Source organism: Streptomyces sp. NPDC014870, from assembly GCF_043081505.1.
In the GTDB taxonomy this organism is placed as follows: domain Bacteria; phylum Actinomycetota; class Actinomycetes; order Streptomycetales; family Streptomycetaceae; genus Streptomyces.
This window is the reverse complement of sequence record NZ_JBIBWQ010000008.1, coordinates 111178-129696: the sequence shown is the minus strand read 5'-3', so window position 1 is coordinate 129696 and position 18519 is coordinate 111178. Positions and strand designations below refer to the sequence as shown.

Below are 18519 nucleotides of genomic sequence, written 5' to 3'. Positions count from 1 at the left end.
TTCAGGCTAGCCCGTGGCCATCCGTGGCGCCTTGGCGAGAGCACCCGTACGGCTGCCTGTGGCCCCGCCGCGCGGCCCGGGTACGCTGCGTGCTGCCGTCCCCCCACCCTCGACGAACACCCACCGTCGACGACAGACAAGAGGCCGCGCCGGTGACCGCACTCCTCACTGCATCGCGCATCCGCAGGGCCGTCCTGCCGCTGGCGCTGTGCGCCGGTCTCGCGGCGGGACTCAGCGCCTGCGCGGAGGACCCGGACGAGGGGACCAACGGGGTCGGGAAGCTGGCCCCGGACGCCATCGAGCAGAAGGCGCAGACGGCGGCGGACGGCGCGAAGGCGGTCCGGCTGGCCGGGACGCTCGTCAGCAAGGGCGGCACGTTCAAGCTGAACATGCGGCTCAAGGACGACGGCGCGAGCGGTTCGGTGACGACGAAGAACAGCACCTTCGAGCTGCTGCGGATCGGCGACGAGCTCTACCTGAAGGCCGACGCGGCGTTCTGGACGCACGGCGAGGGCGGGAGCCAGGGCTCGCCCGCGCCCTCCGCGAGCGCGGACGCCTCCGAGGCCGACAGCGAGGCCGCCGACACGCTCGACGACAAGTACGTGAAGGTGCCGCAGGACGACCCCTCGTACAAGCAGCTGCGTGGCTTCACCGACATGGACCTGCTCCTGGACGGGCTGATCGGGCTGCACGGCGACGTCGTGAAGGGCGACCGCGACAAGATCGGCGGCATCCGCACGGTCAAGGTCAAGGGCGGCGAGGACGGCGAGGGCGGCACGCTCGACGTCGCCCTCGAAGGCACCCCGTTCCCGCTGCAGTTCGCGCGCGGCGGCGGGGCGGGCGTGGTCGTGCTGTCCGAGTGGGACAAGGACTTCCCGCTGGAGGCCCCCGCACCGGGCGAGACGCTCGACTACGGCAAGCAGCTGCCGCGCACCTGAGCCCTCTGCCCGCTGCCGACGCGCGCTACTTCGTGGCGCGGGTCAGCCCCTGGGCCGCCGCGCCCCGGGACAGCACGGCCTCGGTGACACGGGCGTCGATCTCCGGGTACCGCGCGTCGCAGGAGGCGCACACGACGCGGAACGGCGGGCCCATGTCGGAGTACTGCGTGAGGTACTCGGCCTTCGTCACCGTCCACCTCCCCGGGTGCTCCGCGGAGGGCCCGAAGGTGAAGCGCGGGATCGAGGACATGTTGCCGCGCCGCTTCTCGGCCTCGTAGAAACTGGCGACCTGGTCGCCCATGCCGTAGACCACCCAGACGCCGTTGACCTTCTCGTACGGCTGCGGCACGTGGTTGTGCGTCCCGAGGACGAGGTCGATGTCCGGCAGCCCGTCCGTGGTGGAGGCCGTCAGCGCCCGCGCGAGCTCGCGCTGCGCCTGGTCGGGGGCCTCCTGCCACTCGGTGCCCCAGTGGATGCTGAGCAGGACGACCTGGGCGCCCGCCCGGCGGGCGGCCCGCGCGTCGTCGACGATCCGCTGCCGGTCGGTCAGGTTGACGGCCCAGGGCCTGCCTTCGGGGAGCGGTATGCCGTTCGTCCCGTACGTGTACGAGAGCTGCGCCACCTTCGCGCCGCCGGCCGTGTACCAGGCGGGTGCCCTGGCCTCCTCGGCGTCGCGCGCCGAGCCGACGTGCTTCAGGCCGGCCCGGTCGAGCCCGTCGAGGGTCCGCTTCAGGCCCTCGAAGCCGGCGTCCAGGGTGTGGTTGGAGGCGGTCGAGCAGCCTTCGTACCCGGTCTCCTTGAGGGCGTCGGCCAGCTGGTGCGGCGCCGCGAAGGCGGGGTAGCCGGTGTAGGGGCCGCCGGGGGGCCCGTAGGGGATCTCGTGGTGGCACAGGGCGAGGTCGGCGCCGGAGACGACGGGCCGGACGCCCGCGAGTATCTTCCGGAAGTCGTGCCCGCCGCCCTCCGCGTCCGCGGCGGCCCGCTGGATGATCGAGGGGTACGGGATGATGTCGCCCGTCGCGACCAGGGTGAACGGACGGGCCTCCTGGCCGGGGGCGGGCTTCGCGGATGCGCCGGGGGACCGGGTGGTGCCCGCGGGGCCGTCGGGAGCCGTCGGAGCCTGCGGGACTCCCGTTGTGGCGCCGTGCGAGCGGGGTGGGCCGTCCGAGCCGAACGCCAGCCAGGTGCCGGCCGCGCCGGCGACGGCCAGACAGACGGCCGTCGCCACGGCGGTGGCCGCCCGCCGTCGCCACGGTCGGGGTGTTTCGGGATCGCTCGTCATGCGGGGCCCCGATCCTGGGGAGTTCACTGGCTGTCAGCTGAGCAGATGCGTCCGCTGCCAGTCAGGTTGCATGAGGACCGGGCATCGCGCACGGCGAGATCCCGCCGTCCGGCCGCTCACCCCCTTCGGGGCCTCAGCGCTTGCGGCGCTTCAGCAGCAGACGCGGGAGGGCGGCGGGTACGGGGCGCCGGGTGATCGCGTCGGAGGCCTGCGGGACCGCCGCGAGGGAGCCGTTCGGCAGATCGGTCGTCGAGTCGAGCGGGGTCAGCCGGAGCACCCGGCACTCCCGGGACCACCGCTCCGGCATGGCCTCGCCGTCCGTCGCGTTGAGGCGCTTGCCCTTCAGCTCCGCGACCGCCGCGTCCCACTCCTCGGTGCCCGGGGCCAGCTCGGAGACCGCCGCCGTCCAGGCGACGATCCGGCCGCCCTTGTCCTTGCTGCGGACGGTGACCTCGGCCGTCGCGCCCGCGACAAGACCCGGGAGGGGCTGCTCGCCCGGGCCGTCGCCGACGACGTGCGCCGCGCCCTCGTGCCAGACGTGCCACAGGGCCCGCGCGGCCGGGGCGTCGCCCCTGACCCAGATGAGGCCGGACTTCTTCGTGGCCTCCTCGACGAGGGCGGGCCCGAGCAGCGTGTCTGTCATGCGCGCAGCCTATCGAGCGCGCCGCGACCTACAGCCAGCCGTTGCGCTTCAGGGTGCGGTGGATGGTGAAGCAGATGACCGCGATGCCGCCGAGCACCATCGGGTAGCCGTACTGCCAGCGCAGCTCCGGCATGTAGTCGAAGTTCATGCCGTACACACCGCAGACCGCCGTCGGCACGGCGATGATGGCCGCCCAGGACGTGATCTTGCGCATGTCCTCGTTCTGGGTGACCGTCGCCTGCGCCAGGTTGGCCTGGAGGATGGAGTTGAGCAGCTCGTCGAAGCCGACGACCTGCTCCTGCACGCGCGCGAGGTGGTCGGCGACATCACGGAAGTACTTCTGGATGTCCGGGTCCACCAGCCGCATCGGGCGCTCGCTCAGCAGCTGCATCGGGCGAAGCAGCGGGCTGACGGCCCGCTTGAACTCCAGTACCTCGCGCTTGAGCTGGTAGATCCGCCCGGTGTCCGTGCCGCGCGTGGAGCCCTTCGCGGGCGGCGAGAAGACGTCGATCTCGATCTGGTCGATGTCGAGCTCGACGGCGTCGGCGACCGCGATGTAGCCGTCGACGACGTGGTCGGCGATGGCGTGCAGGACCGCGGAGGGGCCCTTGCCCAGCAGCTCGGGCTCGCCCTGGAGGCGGTGGCGGAGGTTGCGCAGGGAGCCCTGGCCGCCGTGCCGGACGGTGATGACGAAGTCGGGGCCCGTGAAGCACATCACCTCGCCGGTCTCGACGACCTCGCTGGTGGCGGTGAGCTCGGCGTGCTCGACGTAGTGGATCGTCTTGAAGACGGTGAACAGGGTGTCGTCGTACCGCTCCAGCTTGGGCCGCTGGTGGGCGTGGACGGCGTCCTCGACGGCGAGCGGGTGGAGCCCGAACTCGGCCGCGATACCGGCGAATTCGGCCTCGGTCGGCTCGTGCAGACCGATCCAGACGAAACCGCCGCTCTCCCGTACCTGGCGCATCGCGCCGCGCGGCGTCAGGCAGGCGCGGTCGTCCACGCGGCGGCCGTCGCGGTAGACGGCGCAGTCGACGACGGCGCTGGAGGCGGAGGGGTCACGGGTCGCGTCGTAGTTCGCGTACGGCGAGGCGCCGGCGACGGCGGGCTTGCGCAGGGAGGTGCGCAGGGAGGGGCGGACCGCGGCACGCAGGTCTCGGATCATCGACATGGGCATGCTCCTTCACGGAGAAGCCGTCGGCGAGGCGTGGCACAGCCCGGAATGAGGACGTGGAGCTACGTCGTCCACAAAGCGGGCGGCACCGCGAGGTCGCGGTGACGGCGTTCGCTACAGACAGGCAAAGGCGAAGTGCTCTTCCGTCGTGTGAGATGCCGGGTGATGGTGGGCGGACCGTATGCGGAGGCTCAGATCACCGGGAGGGACGCACCGGGCTCGGGTGCGGGGCGGAAGAGCGGTTGGTACTGCCCGATCGACTTCGATTCACGACAGTCCCACCTCCTCCGGCCGGTCCCCCGTGGGGGATGACGAGTGGTCGGGAGTACCGACCACCGGCCAAGACTATCAGCCGACAGAGAGCCAATCCCTTTCTTTGCCCGTTTCATACGCGCTTTATGCTCCCCGCATGGGAGAAGTTCTTGCTCTGGTCGAGGCCCGGTTGCGTACGGCGCTCGGCGAACCGGACGCGCGCGCCGCTGTCACCTTTCTCGGCACGGACCGGATCGAGGTGCTCCGTTTCCTCGACGGCGACATCGTCCGGTACGCGAGCCTCGGCATGTCCGCACATCCGATGACCGACCCGACGGCCGCGCTCGCCGACCCGGTGAAGGGACCGCGAGCCGAACTGGTCCTCTCGGTACGGGCCGGGCTCGCCGACACCGACAAGGTGCTGCGGCCGCTCGCCGTGCTCGCCTCGACGCCGCAGGTCGAGGGCGTGGTCGTGGCGGCGGGCGCCTCGCTCGACGTGGGTGAACCCCTCTGGCCCGGGGCCCCGTTCAGCTCGGTCCTCGTCGCGGAGTCGGGCGGTCTGGTGGAGGACCTGGAACTCGACGAACCGATGGACCCCGTCCGCTTCCTTCCGCTGCTGCCGATGACCTCCAACGAGGCGGCCTGGAAGCGGGTGCACGGAGCGCAGGCGCTGGAGGAGCGCTGGCTGGCCCAGGGCACGGACATGCGCGATCCGCTCCGCCGTTCGGTCACGCTGGATTGACGCCGGTCCGGCGTGTCGCGCCGGTGGTCGACCGCTGTACCCGCCACTCGGGGTGAACTGGTCGGTCCGGACGGGTGATCGTCCTTGACGCGGGCGCGGAGGGGTAGGACCGTTGGGCTCTATGAGGGGCGAACCCAGTTGCCCGAGGTGCGGTGGCCGGGTCCGGGCGCCCGGTCTTTTTGCCGACTCCTGGCAGTGCGCGGTGCATGGCCCGGTGCACCCGCTGCAGCCCGTGATCCCGCCCAGCGTCGAGGCCCTCGGTGTCGTGGTGCACCGGGCCCAGGTGCCGGTCTGGATGCCGTGGCCGCTTCCCGTCGGGTGGCTCTTCACCGGGGTCGCGTACGCCGGTGACGACCGCAGCGGGGGGCGCGCGACCGCCGTCGCCTGCTCGGGGCCCGGGCCGCTCGGCGGGATCGGTGAGCTGCTGCTCGTTGCGGAGGAGCTGGGCGTCGGCCTCGGCGCGCGGTACGCCGGGCTCGACGGCCCCGACCCCGGGAGCGGGCTCTCCATCGACAAGCCGGCGCAGACCAAGGTCCTCGCCGCCGGGCGCCCGACGCCGCTCTGGCACGTGAACGGGACCCCGCACGACCGGGCGGTCTTCGCCGGGGAGGCGCGCGGTCTCTGGCTGTGGGCGATCGTGTGGCCCGAGCAGTCGGGGCTGCTCATGTACGACGAGCTGGTCCTCACCGACCTGCGCGACGCGGGCTCGGAGGTCGAACTCCTGCCGTGCGGGGCGCTCACGCCGCGCCTGCTGACGTAGGGCGGGGTCGCGGGATGCCGAACCGCAGCGCCCGCGGGGCCTTGGGATCTGCGGGCGGTGGGGGCGTCGTGGCTTGAGTGTGCGGGGCGGGTGCGGCTCGAAGCCTTCGTTGTACGGGGCCGACGGGCCTTATTCGCCCGTTATGCTGGAGCGTCCCCTTGTTCGCCCGCCCCGAGACCTGGAGTACGACGTCGTGCGCATCGACCTGCACACCCACTCCACCGCCTCGGACGGCACGGACACCCCGGCAGAGCTGGTCCGCAACGCGGCCGCCGCCGGCCTGGACGTCGTCGCCCTCACGGACCACGACAGCACGCGGGGCCACGCCGAAGCGATCGCCGCGCTGCCGGCGGGGCTGACCCTCGTCACCGGCGCCGAGCTGTCCTGCCGCATGGACGGCGTGCCCCTCCACATGCTCGCGTACCTCTTCGACGCCGACGAGCCCGCGCTCGCCGCCGAACGGGAGCTGGTCAGGGACGACCGGGTGCCGCGCGCCCGGGCGATGGTCGGCAAGCTCCAGGAACTCGGCGTCCCGGTCACCTGGGACCAGGTCGCCCGGATCGCGGGGGACGGCTCGGTCGGCCGCCCGCACGTCGCGGAGGCGCTCGTCGAACTCGGCGTCGTGGCGGACGTGTCCGGCGCGTTCACGCCCGAGTGGCTGGCGAACGGCGGACGCGCGTACGTCGAGAAGCACGAGCTCGACCCGTTCGAGGCGATCCGGCTCGTCAAGGCGGCCGGCGGCGTCACGGTCTTCGCCCACCCGCTCGCGGTCAAGCGGGGCGAAGTCGTCCCGGAGGCCGCGATCGCCCGCCTCGCGGAGGCCGGCCTCGACGGCATCGAGGTCGACCACATGGACCACGACGAGCCGACCCGGGCGCGCCTGCACGGGCTCGCGCAGGACCTCGGGCTGCTGGCCACCGGTTCGAGCGACTACCACGGCAGCCGCAAGACCTGCGCCCTCGGCGAGTACACGACCGACCCCGAGATCTACGGCGAGATCACGCGCCGTGCCACCGGCGCCTTCCCGGTCCCGGGCACGGGCGGACCGGCCTAGGGCCTGTCCGGCGGATCATGACCGGGGCCGCGACGCCTGGCACGACGCCTCGCCGCGTTGCCGAAACGCCCCGATAGCTCCGCTATCGAGACGCTCCGACGCCTTGCGATGCACCGCACCAGACGCCGCGTCCTATCCGGCCCTGATCCGCCGGACAGACCCTAGGGCCAGTTCGGAGGATCAGGGGCGTAGCACGCCCCGGCTCTCCCACGTCTCGGGAACGCGCCCGCACCGCTCGGCGGTACGCGCGGGCGGTCACCCCTGACCCCGGCGATCCCTCCACCCCTCATTCGTCACCCGCCACCGCGCCCTCGCGCGGCGGAGCCGTGGCGCGGGCGCATGCCCGCCCACCCCCTCGTACACCCCTCATCGCAAGGCACACCGTGTTCGACGTCGCCGTATTTGGCTCGCTGTTTCTGACCCTGTTCGTGATCATGGATCCCCCCGGGATCACCCCGATCTTCCTCGGCCTCACCTCCGGCCGGCCCGCCAAGGTGCAGCGGCGGATGGCCTGGCAGGCCGTCGCCGTCGCCTTCGGCGTCATCACCGTCTTCGGGATCCTCGGGCAGCAGATCCTCGCCTATCTGCACGTCTCCGTGCCCGCCCTGATGATCGCCGGCGGTCTGCTGCTCCTGCTCATCGCGCTCGACCTGCTCACCGGCAAGACCGACGAGCCCAAGCAGACCAAGGACGTCAACGTCGCGCTCGTGCCGCTCGGCATGCCGCTGCTCGCCGGTCCCGGTGCGATCGTCTCCGTGATCCTCGCCGTGCAGCACGCCGACGGCGTCGGCGCGCAGGTCTCCGTCTGGGCGGCGATCGTGGCCATGCACGTCGTGCTCTGGCTGACCATGCGCTACTCGCTGCTGATCATCCGGGTCATCAAGGACGGCGGTGTCGTGCTCGTGACCCGGCTCGCCGGCATGATGCTGTCGGCCATCGCCGTGCAGCAGATCATCAACGGCGTGATGCAGATCGTCCAGGGGGCGTAGCCCCTCCTGCGCCGCACAGCCGCACAGCACTGCGCCCCCGTACGGATTCCGGTCGTCGGAGTCCATGCGGGGGCGCGGTGCGTGCGGGCGGGTACCTCGTTACGAGGCGGTGGTGTCGGCCGGGCGGATCCAGATGCGCTGGCCGATCGAGGCGGCCTGCTGCACGATCCGGTTGACGGAGGCGGCGTCCACGACGGTCCGGTCGACGGGCGTGCCGTCGATGTCGTCGAGTCGCAGGATTTCGAAGCGCATGGCTTCTCCCTTCGTCTGGAGTTGATCCTCCTGATGGAGAACTGCTGTGCGTGTTACAGAGGGTCCAACGACATGCATCCTGCAAACATTCCCTACGCTAAGGAAATTTTTCGGATGGCTAACTACTACCGTGGGGGGTGGTGGCGGGAGCCGTGGACCGGGCGGAGAATGAGCCCCGTATGAACGACGCAGAGACACCCCGCACGCCGTCCCCGGACCCCTTCGCCGAGCTGGGCGACCGCCTGGAGCGCACCAATGAGCTCCTGAGGCGGATGCTCGCCGAAGTGGCTAAGACCCCTTCGACCCATGCCATCTTCGTCGACGCGGGTTACGTCTATGCTGCGGCCGGGTTGCTGGTCGCGGGCACCGAGGACCGCCGCTCCTTCGACCTCGACGCCGAAGGGCTCATCGAGGCCTTCATCGACAAGGCCCGCACGATCTTCGCCGACAGCCGGCTGCTGCGCGTCTACTGGTACGACGGCGCGCGTCGCCGCATCCACACGCCCGAGCAGCAGTCCATCGCCGAACTCCCCGACGTCAAGGTCCGGCTCGGCAACCTCAACGCCAACAACCAGCAGAAGGGCGTCGACTCCTTCATCCGCTCCGACCTGGAGTCCCTCGCCCGCCACCGCGCGATCAGCGACGCCGCGCTCGTCGGCGGCGACGAGGACCTCGTCTCCGCCGTCGAGGCCGCCCAGGGCTACGGAGCCCGGGTCCACCTCTGGGGCATCGAGTCCGCCGACGGGCCCAACCAGGCCGAGCCCCTGCTCTGGGAGGTCGACAGCCGGCGCACCTTCGACCTCGACTTCTGGCGCCCCTATGTCACCCGACGACCCGTCACGACGTACGAGAACGACGGCGGGCCACCGCCCTCCCGCGACGAGGTCCGCTTCGTCGGCGCCCAGATCGCCGCCATGTGGATCGCCCAGCGCGGCAGCGACACGCTGGCCGAGCTGCTGCCGGGACACCCGTACCTGCCGGGACCGGTCGACCAGGAACTCCTCATCGACGCCGAGCGGCTCCTCGGCCGGTCCCTGCGCGGCCACGCGGCGCTGCGCAGGGCGCTCCGCGACGGGTTCTGGCAGCACCTCCAGGCGCAGTTCCAGCTCCCCTAGGGGGTGGACTCGGGCGGACCGTCCCAGAACGCCGCCAGCCGGGCCGCCAGCTCCTCCGGGTGGGAGACGTTGGGGGAGTGGCCCGCGCCCGCGACCACTGTGTGGTGCGCGCCCGTCCGGGCCGCGGCCTCGGCCAGGCCCTGCGTCGGCCAGACCATCTCGTCCGCGCCGTACACGATGTGCACCGGCATCGGCAGCGCGGCAAGCCTCGCCGTACCGTCCGGATCGCTCAGCAACAGCCGCCCCGCGCCCGCCAGTTGGGCAATCCGGGTGCGCATCCAACGCCGCCGCAGGAACCGTACGATCTCCGGCGGGTCGCTCGCCCCCGGCTCCTCGCCCCGGCTGTCCAGCCAGCGCGTCGCCCGCCAGACCCGCTCCTTCGGCAGCAGCGCGAGCGCGCCCCGCAGCGCCAGGACCCTGATCCGCTGCGGCCGTGCGACCCGGCCGGGGCCCGAGGAGAGCAGGGTCAGCGAGCGGAAGGCACCCGGCGCGAGCTCGGCGGCGGCGCGCGCCACCAGGCCGCCGAAGGAGTGGCCGAGCAGATGCACCGGACCGTCGCCGAGCACGGCCGCCTGCGCCACCACGTCCAGGGCGAGCGCCCGACGGCGGTAGGCGTGGCGCCCGCGCGGCCCCGGGGTCTCGTGCTGCCCGCGCCCGTCGACGGCCAGGGCGCGGTAGCCGTGCTCCGCCAGCGGACCGAGCAGCGCGAGGAAGTCCTCCTTGCTGCCGGTGTAGCCGGGCAGCAGCAGCACCGTGCCGCGCCGCTCGCCCTCGGGCGCGATGTCCAGGACGGCGAAGTCGCCGCGTGTGGTGCTCAGCCGGTAGGCACGGGTGCGCGGCGGCAGCGCCAGGGACCGGGGCTTGCTCATGGTGCGACTGTATCCGCTGTTCAGCGCGGGCCGGAGGGCGGACAGCCGCGTGGCCCGGCCCCTGGTGAGGGGCCGGGCCACGCGGAAGGTGCGGACGGCGCGTCAGCTCTCGGGCTGCGCGGCCGCGGCCTTCTTCGTCGTGCGGCGACGCGGAGCCTTGGGGGCCTCCTCGACGACACCGGCCTCCGCCGGAGCGGCGGCCGCCTTCTTGGTCGTACGGCGGCGCGGCGCGGTCTTCGGCTCCGAGGCGTCCGGTGCCTCGGCGGCGACGGCCTTCTTCGTCGTCCGGCGACGCGGGGCCTTGGGGGCCTCCTCGGCGACCGGCTCGACGGCCGGCGTCTCCACCGGCTCGGCGGCCACGGCCTTCTTGGCCGTACGGCGACGGGGGGCCTTCTTCGGCTCCTCGACGGCCTCGGCGGCGGCGGCCGGGGCGGCCTCGACGGCCTCGGTCACCTCGGCGGCGACGGCCTTCTTCGTCGTCCGGCGACGCGGGGCCTTCTTCGGCGCCTCGGCGACGACAGGCTCGGCGGCCGACTCGACGGCCGGCTTGGCGACCGGCGCCACCGGCTCGGCGACAGGCTCCGCGACCGGGGCGACGGTGGCCGCCGCGGCGAGGGCCGCGGCCGCGGTCTCCACGGTCTGGAAGCCCACGGTCTCCGCCTCGGGCAGGATGCGCGGACGGCGGCGGCGCGGGGCCCTCGGCGCCTCGGAGGCGGCCTGCGGGGCCCGGTCCACCGGCTTGGCCTGCTTGACCACGGGCGCGGCGACGACGGCGACCGGAGCGACGGCGACCGGAGCGACGGCGACCGGAGCGGCGGCGACCGGAGCGGCGGCGGTCGTCTCGGCGACGCGCGGGGCCGGAGCGCCGGCCGCCCCGCCCGTGCGGGTGCGGCGACGGCGGCGCGGCGTGCGCGGCTCCGCCGGCGCGTCCTCCGTCACCGGAGCGGCGACCGCTGCCGGTGCGGCGGCGACGGCCGTCTCGGCAGCGGCCGAGCCACCGCGCGTACGGCGACGCTGGCGCGGGGTGCGCGTCCGGTCCGGGCGCTCCTCGGCAGCGGGGGCGGCCTGCTTGCGACCGCGGCCACCACGACCACCCGGCTCGCCCAGGTCCTCGAGCTCCTCCGCGTCCAGACCGGCGCGGGTCCGCTCGGCGCGGGGCAGGACACCCTTGGTGCCGGCCGGGATGTCGAGCTCCTCGAAGAGGTGCGGGGAGCTGGAGTAGGTCTCGACCGGGTCGTGGAAGTCCAGACCCAGAGCCTTGTTGATCAGCTGCCAACGCGGGATGTCGTCCCAGTCGACCAGCGTCACCGCCGTACCCTTGGCGCCCGCGCGGCCGGTGCGGCCCACGCGGTGGAGGAACGTCTTCTCGTCCTCCGGCGACTGGTAGTTGATGACGTGCGTGACGCCCTCGACGTCGATGCCGCGCGCGGCGACGTCGGTGCAGACGAGCACGTCGACCTTGCCGTTGCGGAACGCGCGCAGGGCCTGCTCGCGGGCGCCCTGGCCGAGGTCGCCGTGGACCGCGCCGGACGCGAAGCCGCGCCGCTCCAGCTGCTCGGCGATGTCGGCCGCCGTGCGCTTCGTACGGCAGAAGATCATCGCGAGCCCGCGGCCGTTGGCCTGCAGGACGCGGGAGATCAGCTCCGGCTTGTCCATGGAGTGCGCGCGGTAGACGCGCTGCGTGATGTTGGCGACCGTCGCGCCCTCGTCGTCCGGCGCGGTGGCGCGGATGTGCGTGGGCTGCGACATGTAGCGACGGGCCAGGCCGATGACGGCGCCCGGCATCGTCGCCGAGAACAACATGGTCTGACGCTTCGCCGGAAGCATGTTGATGATCTTCTCGACGTCGGGCAGGAAGCCCAGGTCGAGCATCTCGTCGGCCTCGTCCAGGACGAGGGCCTTGACGTGGGACAGGTCCAGCTTGCGCTGGCCGGCCAGGTCGAGCAGACGGCCCGGGGTGCCGACGATGACGTCGACGCCCTTCTTGAGCGCCTCGACCTGAGGCTCGTACGCCCGGCCGCCGTAGATGGCGAGCACGCGGACGTTACGGACCTTGCCGGCGGTCAGCAGGTCGTTGGTGACCTGGGTGCACAGCTCGCGGGTGGGGACGACGATCAGGGCCTGCGGGGCGTCGGTCAGCTGCTCGGGCTTGGCCCGGCCGGCCTCGACGTCCGCGGGGACGATGACGCGCTCCAGGAGCGGCAGACCGAAACCGAGGGTCTTGCCGGTGCCGGTCTTGGCCTGGCCGATGACGTCGGTGCCGGAGAGGGCGACCGGAAGGGTCATCTCCTGGATGGGGAAGGGGGACACGATGCCGACGGCTTCGAGCGCCTCGGCCGTCTCGGGAAGGATCCCGAGCTCTCGGAAAGTCGTAGTCAGGGTGCTGCCTCTTCTGTGAGACGCGGCGCGAGGCGAACGCTGGGGGTCGTACCGTGCCGATTCGCTTCCGGCCGGATCGACGAATGGATCACAGCCGGGTGGCGCGGGACCACTGCCGTCGCTCGAGCGTCGTGCCGCTGAGGGACCCTCCTGCGGGTGCGCGGGGAGGGCTGTCGGGTCGGAGCCAGTCGGGCCACCGACCGGGCATCCTCATTCATGAGTCGGCCCACCGAGTATGTCCGAACGTGCGAAAGCTTGTCCGCATACTCGGCAGGCGCTTTACCACTGTACCCCGGATTCGCGCATGTGTGTTGGGAGAATTGGTGATGAGGGCGCGGTCACAGTGACTGACCAGGGCCTTGAGCGCCCCGGGGAGCGGGCTATTGTGCGCTTCATGGAGACGCCTGACAACGCCACGCCCGCCGAAGAGCCCCTGACCGGGATCGCCGCCCAGGACTGGGCCACCGCTTCCGCCGAGCCGCAGTACCGCGCCGCGGTCGTCGATCTGCTCGGCGCGCTGGCCTACGGAGAGCTGGCGGCGTTCGAGCGGCTCGCCGAGGACGCCAAGCTGGCACCGACCCTCGCGGACAAGGCGGAGCTGGCGAAGATGGCCTCCGCCGAGTTCCACCACTTCGAGCGGCTGCGGGACCGGCTGGCCGCCGTGGACGCCGAGCCGACGGCCGCCATGGAGCCCTTCGCCAAGGCGCTGGACGACTTCCACCGCCAGACCGCGCCGTCCGACTGGCTGGAGGGCCTGGTCAAGGCCTACGTCGGTGACTCGATCGCCAGTGACTTCTACCGGGAGGTCGCGGCCCGGCTCGACTCGGACACCCGCGCCCTCGTGCTGTCCGTCCTCGACGACACCGGTCACGGCAACTTCGCCGTGGAGAAGGTCCGCGCCGCGATCGACGCCGACCCGCGCGTCGGCGGCCGGCTCGCGCTGTGGGCGCGCCGTCTGATGGGCGAGGCGCTCTCGCAGGCCCAGCGTGTCGTGGCCGAGCGGGACGCCCTCTCCACGATGCTCGTCGGCGGCGTCGACACCATGGCCGCGGGCTTCGACCTGGCGGAGGTCGGCCGGATGTTCTCCCGGATCACCGAGGCCCATACCAAGCGCATGGCCGCGCTCGGCCTGGCGGCATAACACCTGCGGCACGAGGCCGCCGCGACACGGCCCGGTTCTCCGGGCCGGACGCGGCGGCCTCGTGGTGTCTGTGAGGAGCGGCGCTGTTCACGCCGCCGCTGATCGGCGCAGCCGGCGGGAGGCCGGGCGGATCAGCAGCGAGAGCAGGACGGCCGCGATCGCCACGGCCCCGACGAGCGTCGGCAGGGCGTGGCCCGGGCCGAGGGCGCCATGGGTCACCAGAGCGCCGAAGACGGCCCCGAGCGTGCCGGTCGTGAGGACGACCACGCGTGCGGGGAGGCGGTCGGGCAGCCGGTGCACGGCGGCCCAGGCCAGGGCGAATCCGAGCAGTGCGGAGCCGAGAGCTTCCAGGAACACGGGATCACCTCGCGTGCGGTGCGGGGCGGGCATTGCGGTCGTAGCCGTCCTACCCGGGGCGACTCGAACGCAATCCTCCCCGCCCGCCTCACCTGCACCTTCGTTCCGTCCCCGGGCGCTCGGGCCGGAACACGGGCCACCCGGACGGACGAAGGGCCCGGCGGAACGAATCCGCCGGGCCCTTCTCCTGTCGGCTGTCTCAGAGAGCGCCGAAGCCCACCCGTCGCACGGCCGGCTCGCCGATCTCCACGTACGCGATCTTCTCGGCCGGGACCAGAATCTTGCGGCCCTTGTCGTCGGTGAGGCTGAGCAGCTGCGCCTTGCCGGCCAGCGCGTCGGCCACGGCGCTCTCGACCTCCTCGGCGGACTGCCCGCTCTCCAGAACGATCTCCCGGGGTGCGTGCTGCACGCCGATCTTGACCTCCACGGCTATGTCCCTCCGAACGGTCAGCGTTGCGCGTCTACCGCGCCGTACGCTGCACACATTAGCCCGGAGAGGGGACCCGCACGGCCCACCGGCGGAACGCCAGGAGCGAACACCGGCGGCGAGGGGTCAGTGACCCTCGGCAGCGGCCGGCTGGCCGTCCGTCGGGTGCAGCGGGAAGCCCGCGATGCCCCGCCACGCCAGCGAGGTCAGCAGCGCCACGGCCTTGTCGCGGGGGATGGCGGACTCGCTGGAGAGCCAGTAGCGCGCCACGACCTGGGAGACACCGCCCAGGCCCACCGCGAGCAGCATGGACTCGTCCTTCGACAGGCCGGTGTCCTCGGCGATGACGTCGGAGATCGCCTCGGCGCACTGCAGGCTCACCCGGTCCACCCGCTCGCGCACCGCCGGCTCGTTGGTGAGGTCCGACTCGAAGACGAGCCGGAACGCGCCGCCCTCGTCCTCCACGTAGGCGAAGTACGCGTCCATGGTGGCCTCGACCCGGAGCTTGTTGTCGCTGGTCGACGCCAGGGCCGTGCGCACGGCCTGCAGCAGCGCCTCGCAGTGCTGGTCGAGCAGGGCCAGATAGAGCTCGAGCTTGCCCGGGAAGTGCTGGTAGAGGACGGGCTTGCTGACGCCCGCGCGCTCGGCGATGTCGTCCATCGCGGCGGAGTGATACCCCTGCGCGACGAACACCTCCTGGGCCGCCCCGAGGAGCTGGTTCCGTCGGGCGCGGCGCGGCAGGCGCGTGCCCCGAGGGCGTGCTGCCTCTGTCTGCTCGATGGCTGTCACGCCGCCTCCCAAAAATCGATCCATGCGCGCTGTGGTGTCGCGCCCGCCATCGTACTTTTGGGTAACCCGGCTGTGCGCGGCGCGGACGCAGAATTTCACGGACCGGACGCCGAGGGCGACAGGAGATTCAACGTTAAACCGAACAAATCAGCGGTAGTCGTCTTCGTCGAGGGCGACCACGCGCGCCTGTTCGGAGGAGTCCGCCTCGTTCGCCGAGTCCCGTTCGACATGGGTGTGCGGCTCGTCCTCGCGCTGCTGCAGTTCCGCGCGCTGCTCGGCCGCGTCGGCCTCAGGGATTTCCTCGTCGAGCACGACGTCCTCTTCCTCGGCGAATGTGTCCGGCTCGGTCGGATCGACAGTCATGCGGTTCCTTCCGGCATGCGGGTCCTCTCCGATGGCCCTCCCTACGAGCGTAGGAGCACACTCCGCGCGGCGCACCCGATCCTGTGACGCCACACACACGCGCCGCCGCGTGATCGTCTCGTAATATTGCGGCCATGTCGTCGACCGAGCTTCCGGAGACCCGGACCGCCGCCGCACCTCACACGCCGCGGACCCGCGCCGTTCGGGTCGCCGACGGCGAGGAGCTGCGCTCCGTCGCGCTGCCCGGGCTCACGCTCACCGTGCGCGCCCGGCCCGCCACCCGCCCGGGCCTCCCGCCCGCGCTCTACGTCCACGGCCTCGGCGGTTCCTCGCAGAACTGGTCGGCCCTGATGCCGCTGCTCGCGGACCTGGTCGACGGCGAGGCCGTCGACCTGCCGGGTTTCGGCGACTCCCCGCCGCCCGACGACGGCAACTACTCCGTGACGGGACACGCCCGGGCGGTCATCCGTTTTCTGGACGCCGCCGGCCGCGGCCCTGTCCACCTCATCGGCAACTCGCTGGGCGGCGCCGTCTCCACCCGGGTCGCCGCCGTCCGCCCCGATCTGGTGCGCACGCTGACCCTGGTCTCCCCGGCCCTGCCCGAGCTGCGCGTCCAGCGCACCGCCTGGCCGACCGCGCTGTTCGCCCTGCCGGGTGTGGCACCGCTGTTCGCGAAGCTGTCCCAGGACTGGACGCCGGAGCAGCGGGTCCGCGGCGTCCTCTCGCTCTGTTACGGAGACCCCGGCCGGGTGTCCGAGGAGGGCCTGCGGCACGCCGTGGAGGAGATGGAGCGCCGCCTGGAGCTCCCGTACTTCTGGGACGCCATGGCCCGCACCTCGCGCGGCATCGTCGACGCCTACACCCTCGGCGGCCAGCACGGCCTGTGGCGGCAGGCGGAACGGGTGCTCGCGCCCACGCTGCTCGTCTACGGCGGTCGGGACCAGCTCGTCTCGTACCGGATGGCGCGCAGGGCCGCCGCCGCGTTCCGCGGCTCGCGACTGCTGACCCTCCCGGACGCCGGGCACGTGGCCATGATGGAGTACCCCGAGACGGTCGCTCAGGCCGTGATTGAACTGATCGGGGCCGACCCGGCGAGCACAGCCGGTACGGCGGCCGGCGACGACAGCGGCGGGAGCTGATCCGGGGCGTGGGACGACATAGTCGTAAGGGCGCCGCGCCCACTCCCCCCGCCGAACCGGCGCAGGGGCGGGACCAGGGGCGGGGCACGAACGGGGCGGGAACGGGGCGCCGCAGGCGCGCACCGGGCGCCGAGGGCGCGTACGCCCAGGACGCGTACGCCCAGGACGCGTACGCCCAAGGCGCGTACGCCCAGGGATCGCGCTCACAGGGTTCGTATCCCTCGGGTGGGTACGGCCAGGACCCGTACGGCCGCGGCGGGTACGCCCAGGGGCAGCCGACCGGGTACGCGCAGGGCACCGGCACCGCGCCGTACGGGCGGGCGCCGAGCGGGTACGGACAGCAGCCCGCGGCGCGGCCCGCGCCCGGTGGGCGGCCCGTCTGGGACACGCCGATGCACGGCACCCCCGTCTACACCGCCCCCGCGGAGACGGCCGTACGGGGCGGGCACCCCGAGCACACCGACACCCCGCCGCATCCCCAGCGCTACGGCGACTGGCAGGGGCGCCGCAGGACCGCGCCGGCCGAGACCGCCGACGCGCCCCCGCCGTTCATCCCCGGCCCGCGCCGGGAGAGCGACGCGGACGACACCGCCGTACCCGAGCCGCTCCCCGAGGAGGCCCCGGCCAGGACGGGCGGCAAGGGCCGCGCGTTCACCGGCATCGCGGCCGCCGCCGTGACCACCGTCCTCGCCGTCGTCGTGGCCGGTCAGGTGGCCGACCGGGGCACCGGTGCGCCTGTCACGCGGTCGGCGGAAGGGCCCACCGACCGGGCCGTCGACAACGGCGGGGCCTCGCGCTCCGACGACCGGCTGACACCGTCCCACCCCGTGGCCCCGTCCGCCGAGCCGGCCGCACCCGCCGCGCCGGTCACGTACGAGCAGTTGATGGCCCGTCAGTACCCGATCGACCCCAAGCTCCAGGGCTCGGGCGAGTTCGAGGCCGTGCCCGGTTTCGACAAGGCGCCGGGGCAGGGGCGCAAGATCCGCTACCGCGTCGATGTCGAGAGGGGCCTCGGACTCGACGCGAAGCTCTTCGCGCAGGCCGTGCAGAAGACCCTCAACGACCCGCGCAGCTGGGCCGGCAAGGGCGCCATGACCTTCGAGCGGATCTCCACCGGGGAGCCGGAGTTCGTGGTCACGCTCGCCAGCCCGGGCACCACCGGGAAATGGTGTGCGAAGTCCGGTCTCGACACCACCGTCGACAACGTCTCCTGCGACTCCGCGTCCACCTCCCGGGTGATGATCAACGCCTTCCGCTGGGCGCGGGGTTCGGACACCTTCGGGGACGAGGCGATGTTCGCCTACCGCCAGATGCTCATCAACCATGAGGTCGGTCACCGCCTCGGACACAGCCACGTCACCTGCCGCACGCCGGGCGCGCTCGCGCCCGTGATGCAGCAGCAGACGAAGTCCCTGGACATCGACGGAATCAAGTGCCGTCCCAATCCATGGGTCCATCCGGGAAGTTGATGCCGGCGGGCCGTGCCCGACGGGCATCGATCCGCGCGTGAATTCCGCCGGTTCCGTGGATTCGGCCGCGGCCCGCGCCGCGGCCTTGTCCGTGGTCGCGGCCTTGGCCATGGCGACGGCAATTCCGCGCGGTGAAATCCGCCTCCGCCATTCCGGCCGGAAAGGGTGCGGACTTCGCCGTGGCCGCAGCCTGACGCTGTGTATGCGAAACATCCCGTAGCGCGACGAAACGCGACCGGGGTGGGAAAGTTACGTGCATTCACCCCTTCCGGTGGGGGGGGGGGGGCCCGCGCCCCCCCCCCCCCCCCGCGGCCGGCCCCGGGCGGGGGGGGGGGGGGGGGGGGCCGGGGGGGGGGGCCCGGCCCCCCGCGGCGGGGGGGGGGGGCAA

19 protein-coding genes are annotated in these 18519 nt (G+C 72.8%); 9 read left to right on the top strand and 10 right to left on the bottom strand.

The window, feature by feature from the left end; genetic code table 11:
• The first annotated feature begins 152 nt into the window (after positions 1-152).
• Positions 153-938: a hypothetical protein gene (locus tag ACF09C_RS23250; protein WP_392093891.1), complete on the top strand. Its 786-nt coding sequence runs from the start codon at positions 153-155 to the stop codon at positions 936-938.
• Between the two features lie 25 nt (positions 939-963).
• Here the strand turns inward: ACF09C_RS23250 and ACF09C_RS23245 are convergent, their stop codons facing one another.
• The 3 genes from ACF09C_RS23245 to ACF09C_RS23235 all read right to left on the bottom strand — a co-directional run bounded on the left by ACF09C_RS23245 (position 964) and on the right by ACF09C_RS23235 (position 4031).
• A complete protein-coding gene (locus tag ACF09C_RS23245) occupies positions 964-2220 on the bottom strand; it encodes a CapA family protein (RefSeq protein ID WP_392093889.1) in 1257 nt (418 codons plus the stop codon).
• 133 nt (positions 2221-2353) lie between these two features.
• Positions 2354-2863, bottom strand: coding sequence for a hypothetical protein (locus ACF09C_RS23240; RefSeq protein WP_392093887.1), 510 nt, complete (start codon positions 2861-2863; stop codon positions 2354-2356).
• Between the two features lie 28 nt (positions 2864-2891).
• Positions 2892-4031, bottom strand: a complete 1140-nt coding sequence (locus ACF09C_RS23235) for a magnesium and cobalt transport protein CorA (RefSeq protein ID WP_392093885.1) — start codon at positions 4029-4031, stop codon at positions 2892-2894.
• A gap of 412 nt (positions 4032-4443) precedes the next feature.
• Between ACF09C_RS23235 and ACF09C_RS23230 the strand changes: the two genes are divergently transcribed.
• The 4 genes from ACF09C_RS23230 to ACF09C_RS23215 all read left to right on the top strand — a co-directional run bounded on the left by ACF09C_RS23230 (position 4444) and on the right by ACF09C_RS23215 (position 7831).
• Positions 4444-5028 (top strand): suppressor of fused domain protein, encoded by a 585-nt coding sequence (locus tag ACF09C_RS23230; RefSeq protein WP_392093883.1) that lies wholly within the window; start codon positions 4444-4446, stop codon positions 5026-5028.
• A gap of 121 nt (positions 5029-5149) precedes the next feature.
• The gene (locus ACF09C_RS23225; protein WP_392093882.1) at positions 5150-5788 is read left to right on the top strand and encodes a DUF6758 family protein; all 639 of its coding nucleotides are present in this window, start codon (positions 5150-5152) and stop codon (positions 5786-5788) included.
• Positions 5789-5981: 193 nt separating this feature from the next.
• On the top strand, positions 5982-6842 hold the full coding sequence (locus ACF09C_RS23220; protein WP_392094348.1) for a PHP domain-containing protein: 861 nt from the start codon (positions 5982-5984) through the stop codon (positions 6840-6842).
• 383 nt (positions 6843-7225) lie between these two features.
• Positions 7226-7831 carry a MarC family protein gene (locus ACF09C_RS23215; protein WP_362425325.1) on the top strand — a complete coding sequence of 202 codons (606 nt, stop codon included), beginning with the start codon at positions 7226-7228 and terminating at the stop codon, positions 7829-7831.
• 99 nt (positions 7832-7930) lie between these two features.
• Here the strand turns inward: ACF09C_RS23215 and ACF09C_RS23210 are convergent, their stop codons facing one another.
• Positions 7931-8083, bottom strand: coding sequence for a hypothetical protein (locus ACF09C_RS23210; RefSeq protein WP_318103221.1), 153 nt, complete (start codon positions 8081-8083; stop codon positions 7931-7933).
• 179 nt (positions 8084-8262) lie between these two features.
• Between ACF09C_RS23210 and ACF09C_RS23205 the strand changes: the two genes are divergently transcribed.
• Positions 8263-9198: an NYN domain-containing protein gene (locus tag ACF09C_RS23205; protein ID WP_392093879.1), complete on the top strand. Its 936-nt coding sequence runs from the start codon at positions 8263-8265 to the stop codon at positions 9196-9198.
• Here ACF09C_RS23205 and ACF09C_RS23200 read toward each other — a convergent pair.
• The gene (locus ACF09C_RS23200; RefSeq protein WP_392093877.1) at positions 9195-10067 is read right to left on the bottom strand and encodes an alpha/beta fold hydrolase; all 873 of its coding nucleotides are present in this window, start codon (positions 10065-10067) and stop codon (positions 9195-9197) included. The genes ACF09C_RS23205 and ACF09C_RS23200 overlap by 4 nt on opposite strands.
• A 102-nt stretch (positions 10068-10169) precedes the next feature.
• Entirely contained in the window at positions 10170-12353 is a 2184-nt protein-coding gene (locus tag ACF09C_RS23195) for a DEAD/DEAH box helicase (protein WP_392093876.1), read from the bottom strand.
• 487 nt (positions 12354-12840) lie between these two features.
• On the opposite strand from ACF09C_RS23195, the gene ACF09C_RS23190 reads away from it, so the two are divergent.
• Positions 12841-13587 (top strand): ferritin-like fold-containing protein, encoded by a 747-nt coding sequence (locus ACF09C_RS23190; RefSeq protein ID WP_362011224.1) that lies wholly within the window; start codon positions 12841-12843, stop codon positions 13585-13587.
• A gap of 87 nt (positions 13588-13674) precedes the next feature.
• Here the strand turns inward: ACF09C_RS23190 and ACF09C_RS23185 are convergent, their stop codons facing one another.
• The 4 genes from ACF09C_RS23185 to ACF09C_RS23170 all read right to left on the bottom strand — a co-directional run bounded on the left by ACF09C_RS23185 (position 13675) and on the right by ACF09C_RS23170 (position 15523).
• Positions 13675-13944, bottom strand: a complete 270-nt coding sequence (locus tag ACF09C_RS23185) for a hypothetical protein (RefSeq protein WP_392093873.1) — start codon at positions 13942-13944, stop codon at positions 13675-13677.
• A 199-nt stretch (positions 13945-14143) separates the two neighbouring features.
• On the bottom strand, positions 14144-14371 hold the full coding sequence (locus tag ACF09C_RS23180; protein ID WP_362425336.1) for a DUF3107 domain-containing protein: 228 nt from the start codon (positions 14369-14371) through the stop codon (positions 14144-14146).
• Positions 14372-14497: 126 nt separating this feature from the next.
• The gene (locus tag ACF09C_RS23175) at positions 14498-15160 is read right to left on the bottom strand and encodes a TetR/AcrR family transcriptional regulator (RefSeq protein ID WP_392093871.1); all 663 of its coding nucleotides are present in this window, start codon (positions 15158-15160) and stop codon (positions 14498-14500) included.
• Positions 15161-15307: 147 nt separating this feature from the next.
• Positions 15308-15523: a hypothetical protein gene (locus ACF09C_RS23170; RefSeq protein ID WP_361964205.1), complete on the bottom strand. Its 216-nt coding sequence runs from the start codon at positions 15521-15523 to the stop codon at positions 15308-15310.
• 134 nt (positions 15524-15657) lie between these two features.
• Here ACF09C_RS23170 and ACF09C_RS23165 point away from each other — a divergent pair, with 134 nt between their 5' ends.
• Positions 15658-16662: an alpha/beta fold hydrolase gene (locus tag ACF09C_RS23165; RefSeq protein WP_392093869.1), complete on the top strand. Its 1005-nt coding sequence runs from the start codon at positions 15658-15660 to the stop codon at positions 16660-16662.
• 8 nt (positions 16663-16670) lie between these two features.
• Positions 16671-18131, top strand: a complete 1461-nt coding sequence (locus tag ACF09C_RS23160) for a DUF3152 domain-containing protein (RefSeq protein ID WP_392093867.1) — start codon at positions 16671-16673, stop codon at positions 18129-18131.
• The last annotated feature ends 388 nt before the right edge of the window (positions 18132-18519 follow it).

Excerpts from the sequence above, each read along its gene's own strand:
- ACF09C_RS23245 (WP_392093889.1), bottom strand. The coding sequence starts at position 2,220 with ATGACGAGCGATCCCGAAACACCCCGACCGTGGCGACGGCGGGCGGCC.
- ACF09C_RS23240 (WP_392093887.1), bottom strand. The coding sequence starts at position 2,863 with ATGACAGACACGCTGCTCGGGCCCGCCCTCGTCGAGGAGGCCACGAAG.
- ACF09C_RS23235 (WP_392093885.1), bottom strand. The coding sequence starts at position 4,031 with ATGTCGATGATCCGAGACCTGCGTGCCGCGGTCCGCCCCTCCCTGCGC.
- ACF09C_RS23230 (WP_392093883.1), top strand. The coding sequence starts at position 4,444 with ATGGGAGAAGTTCTTGCTCTGGTCGAGGCCCGGTTGCGTACGGCGCTC.
- ACF09C_RS23225 (WP_392093882.1), top strand. The coding sequence starts at position 5,150 with ATGAGGGGCGAACCCAGTTGCCCGAGGTGCGGTGGCCGGGTCCGGGCG.
- ACF09C_RS23210 (WP_318103221.1), bottom strand. The coding sequence starts at position 8,083 with ATGCGCTTCGAAATCCTGCGACTCGACGACATCGACGGCACGCCCGTC.
- ACF09C_RS23205 (WP_392093879.1), top strand. The coding sequence starts at position 8,263 with ATGAACGACGCAGAGACACCCCGCACGCCGTCCCCGGACCCCTTCGCC.
- ACF09C_RS23200 (WP_392093877.1), bottom strand. The coding sequence starts at position 10,067 with ATGAGCAAGCCCCGGTCCCTGGCGCTGCCGCCGCGCACCCGTGCCTAC.
- ACF09C_RS23195 (WP_392093876.1), bottom strand. The coding sequence starts at position 12,353 with ATGACCCTTCCGGTCGCCCTCTCCGGCACCGACGTCATCGGCCAGGCC.
- ACF09C_RS23190 (WP_362011224.1), top strand. The coding sequence starts at position 12,841 with ATGGAGACGCCTGACAACGCCACGCCCGCCGAAGAGCCCCTGACCGGG.
- ACF09C_RS23170 (WP_361964205.1), bottom strand. The coding sequence starts at position 15,523 with ATGACTGTCGATCCGACCGAGCCGGACACATTCGCCGAGGAAGAGGAC.
- ACF09C_RS23165 (WP_392093869.1), top strand. The coding sequence starts at position 15,658 with ATGTCGTCGACCGAGCTTCCGGAGACCCGGACCGCCGCCGCACCTCAC.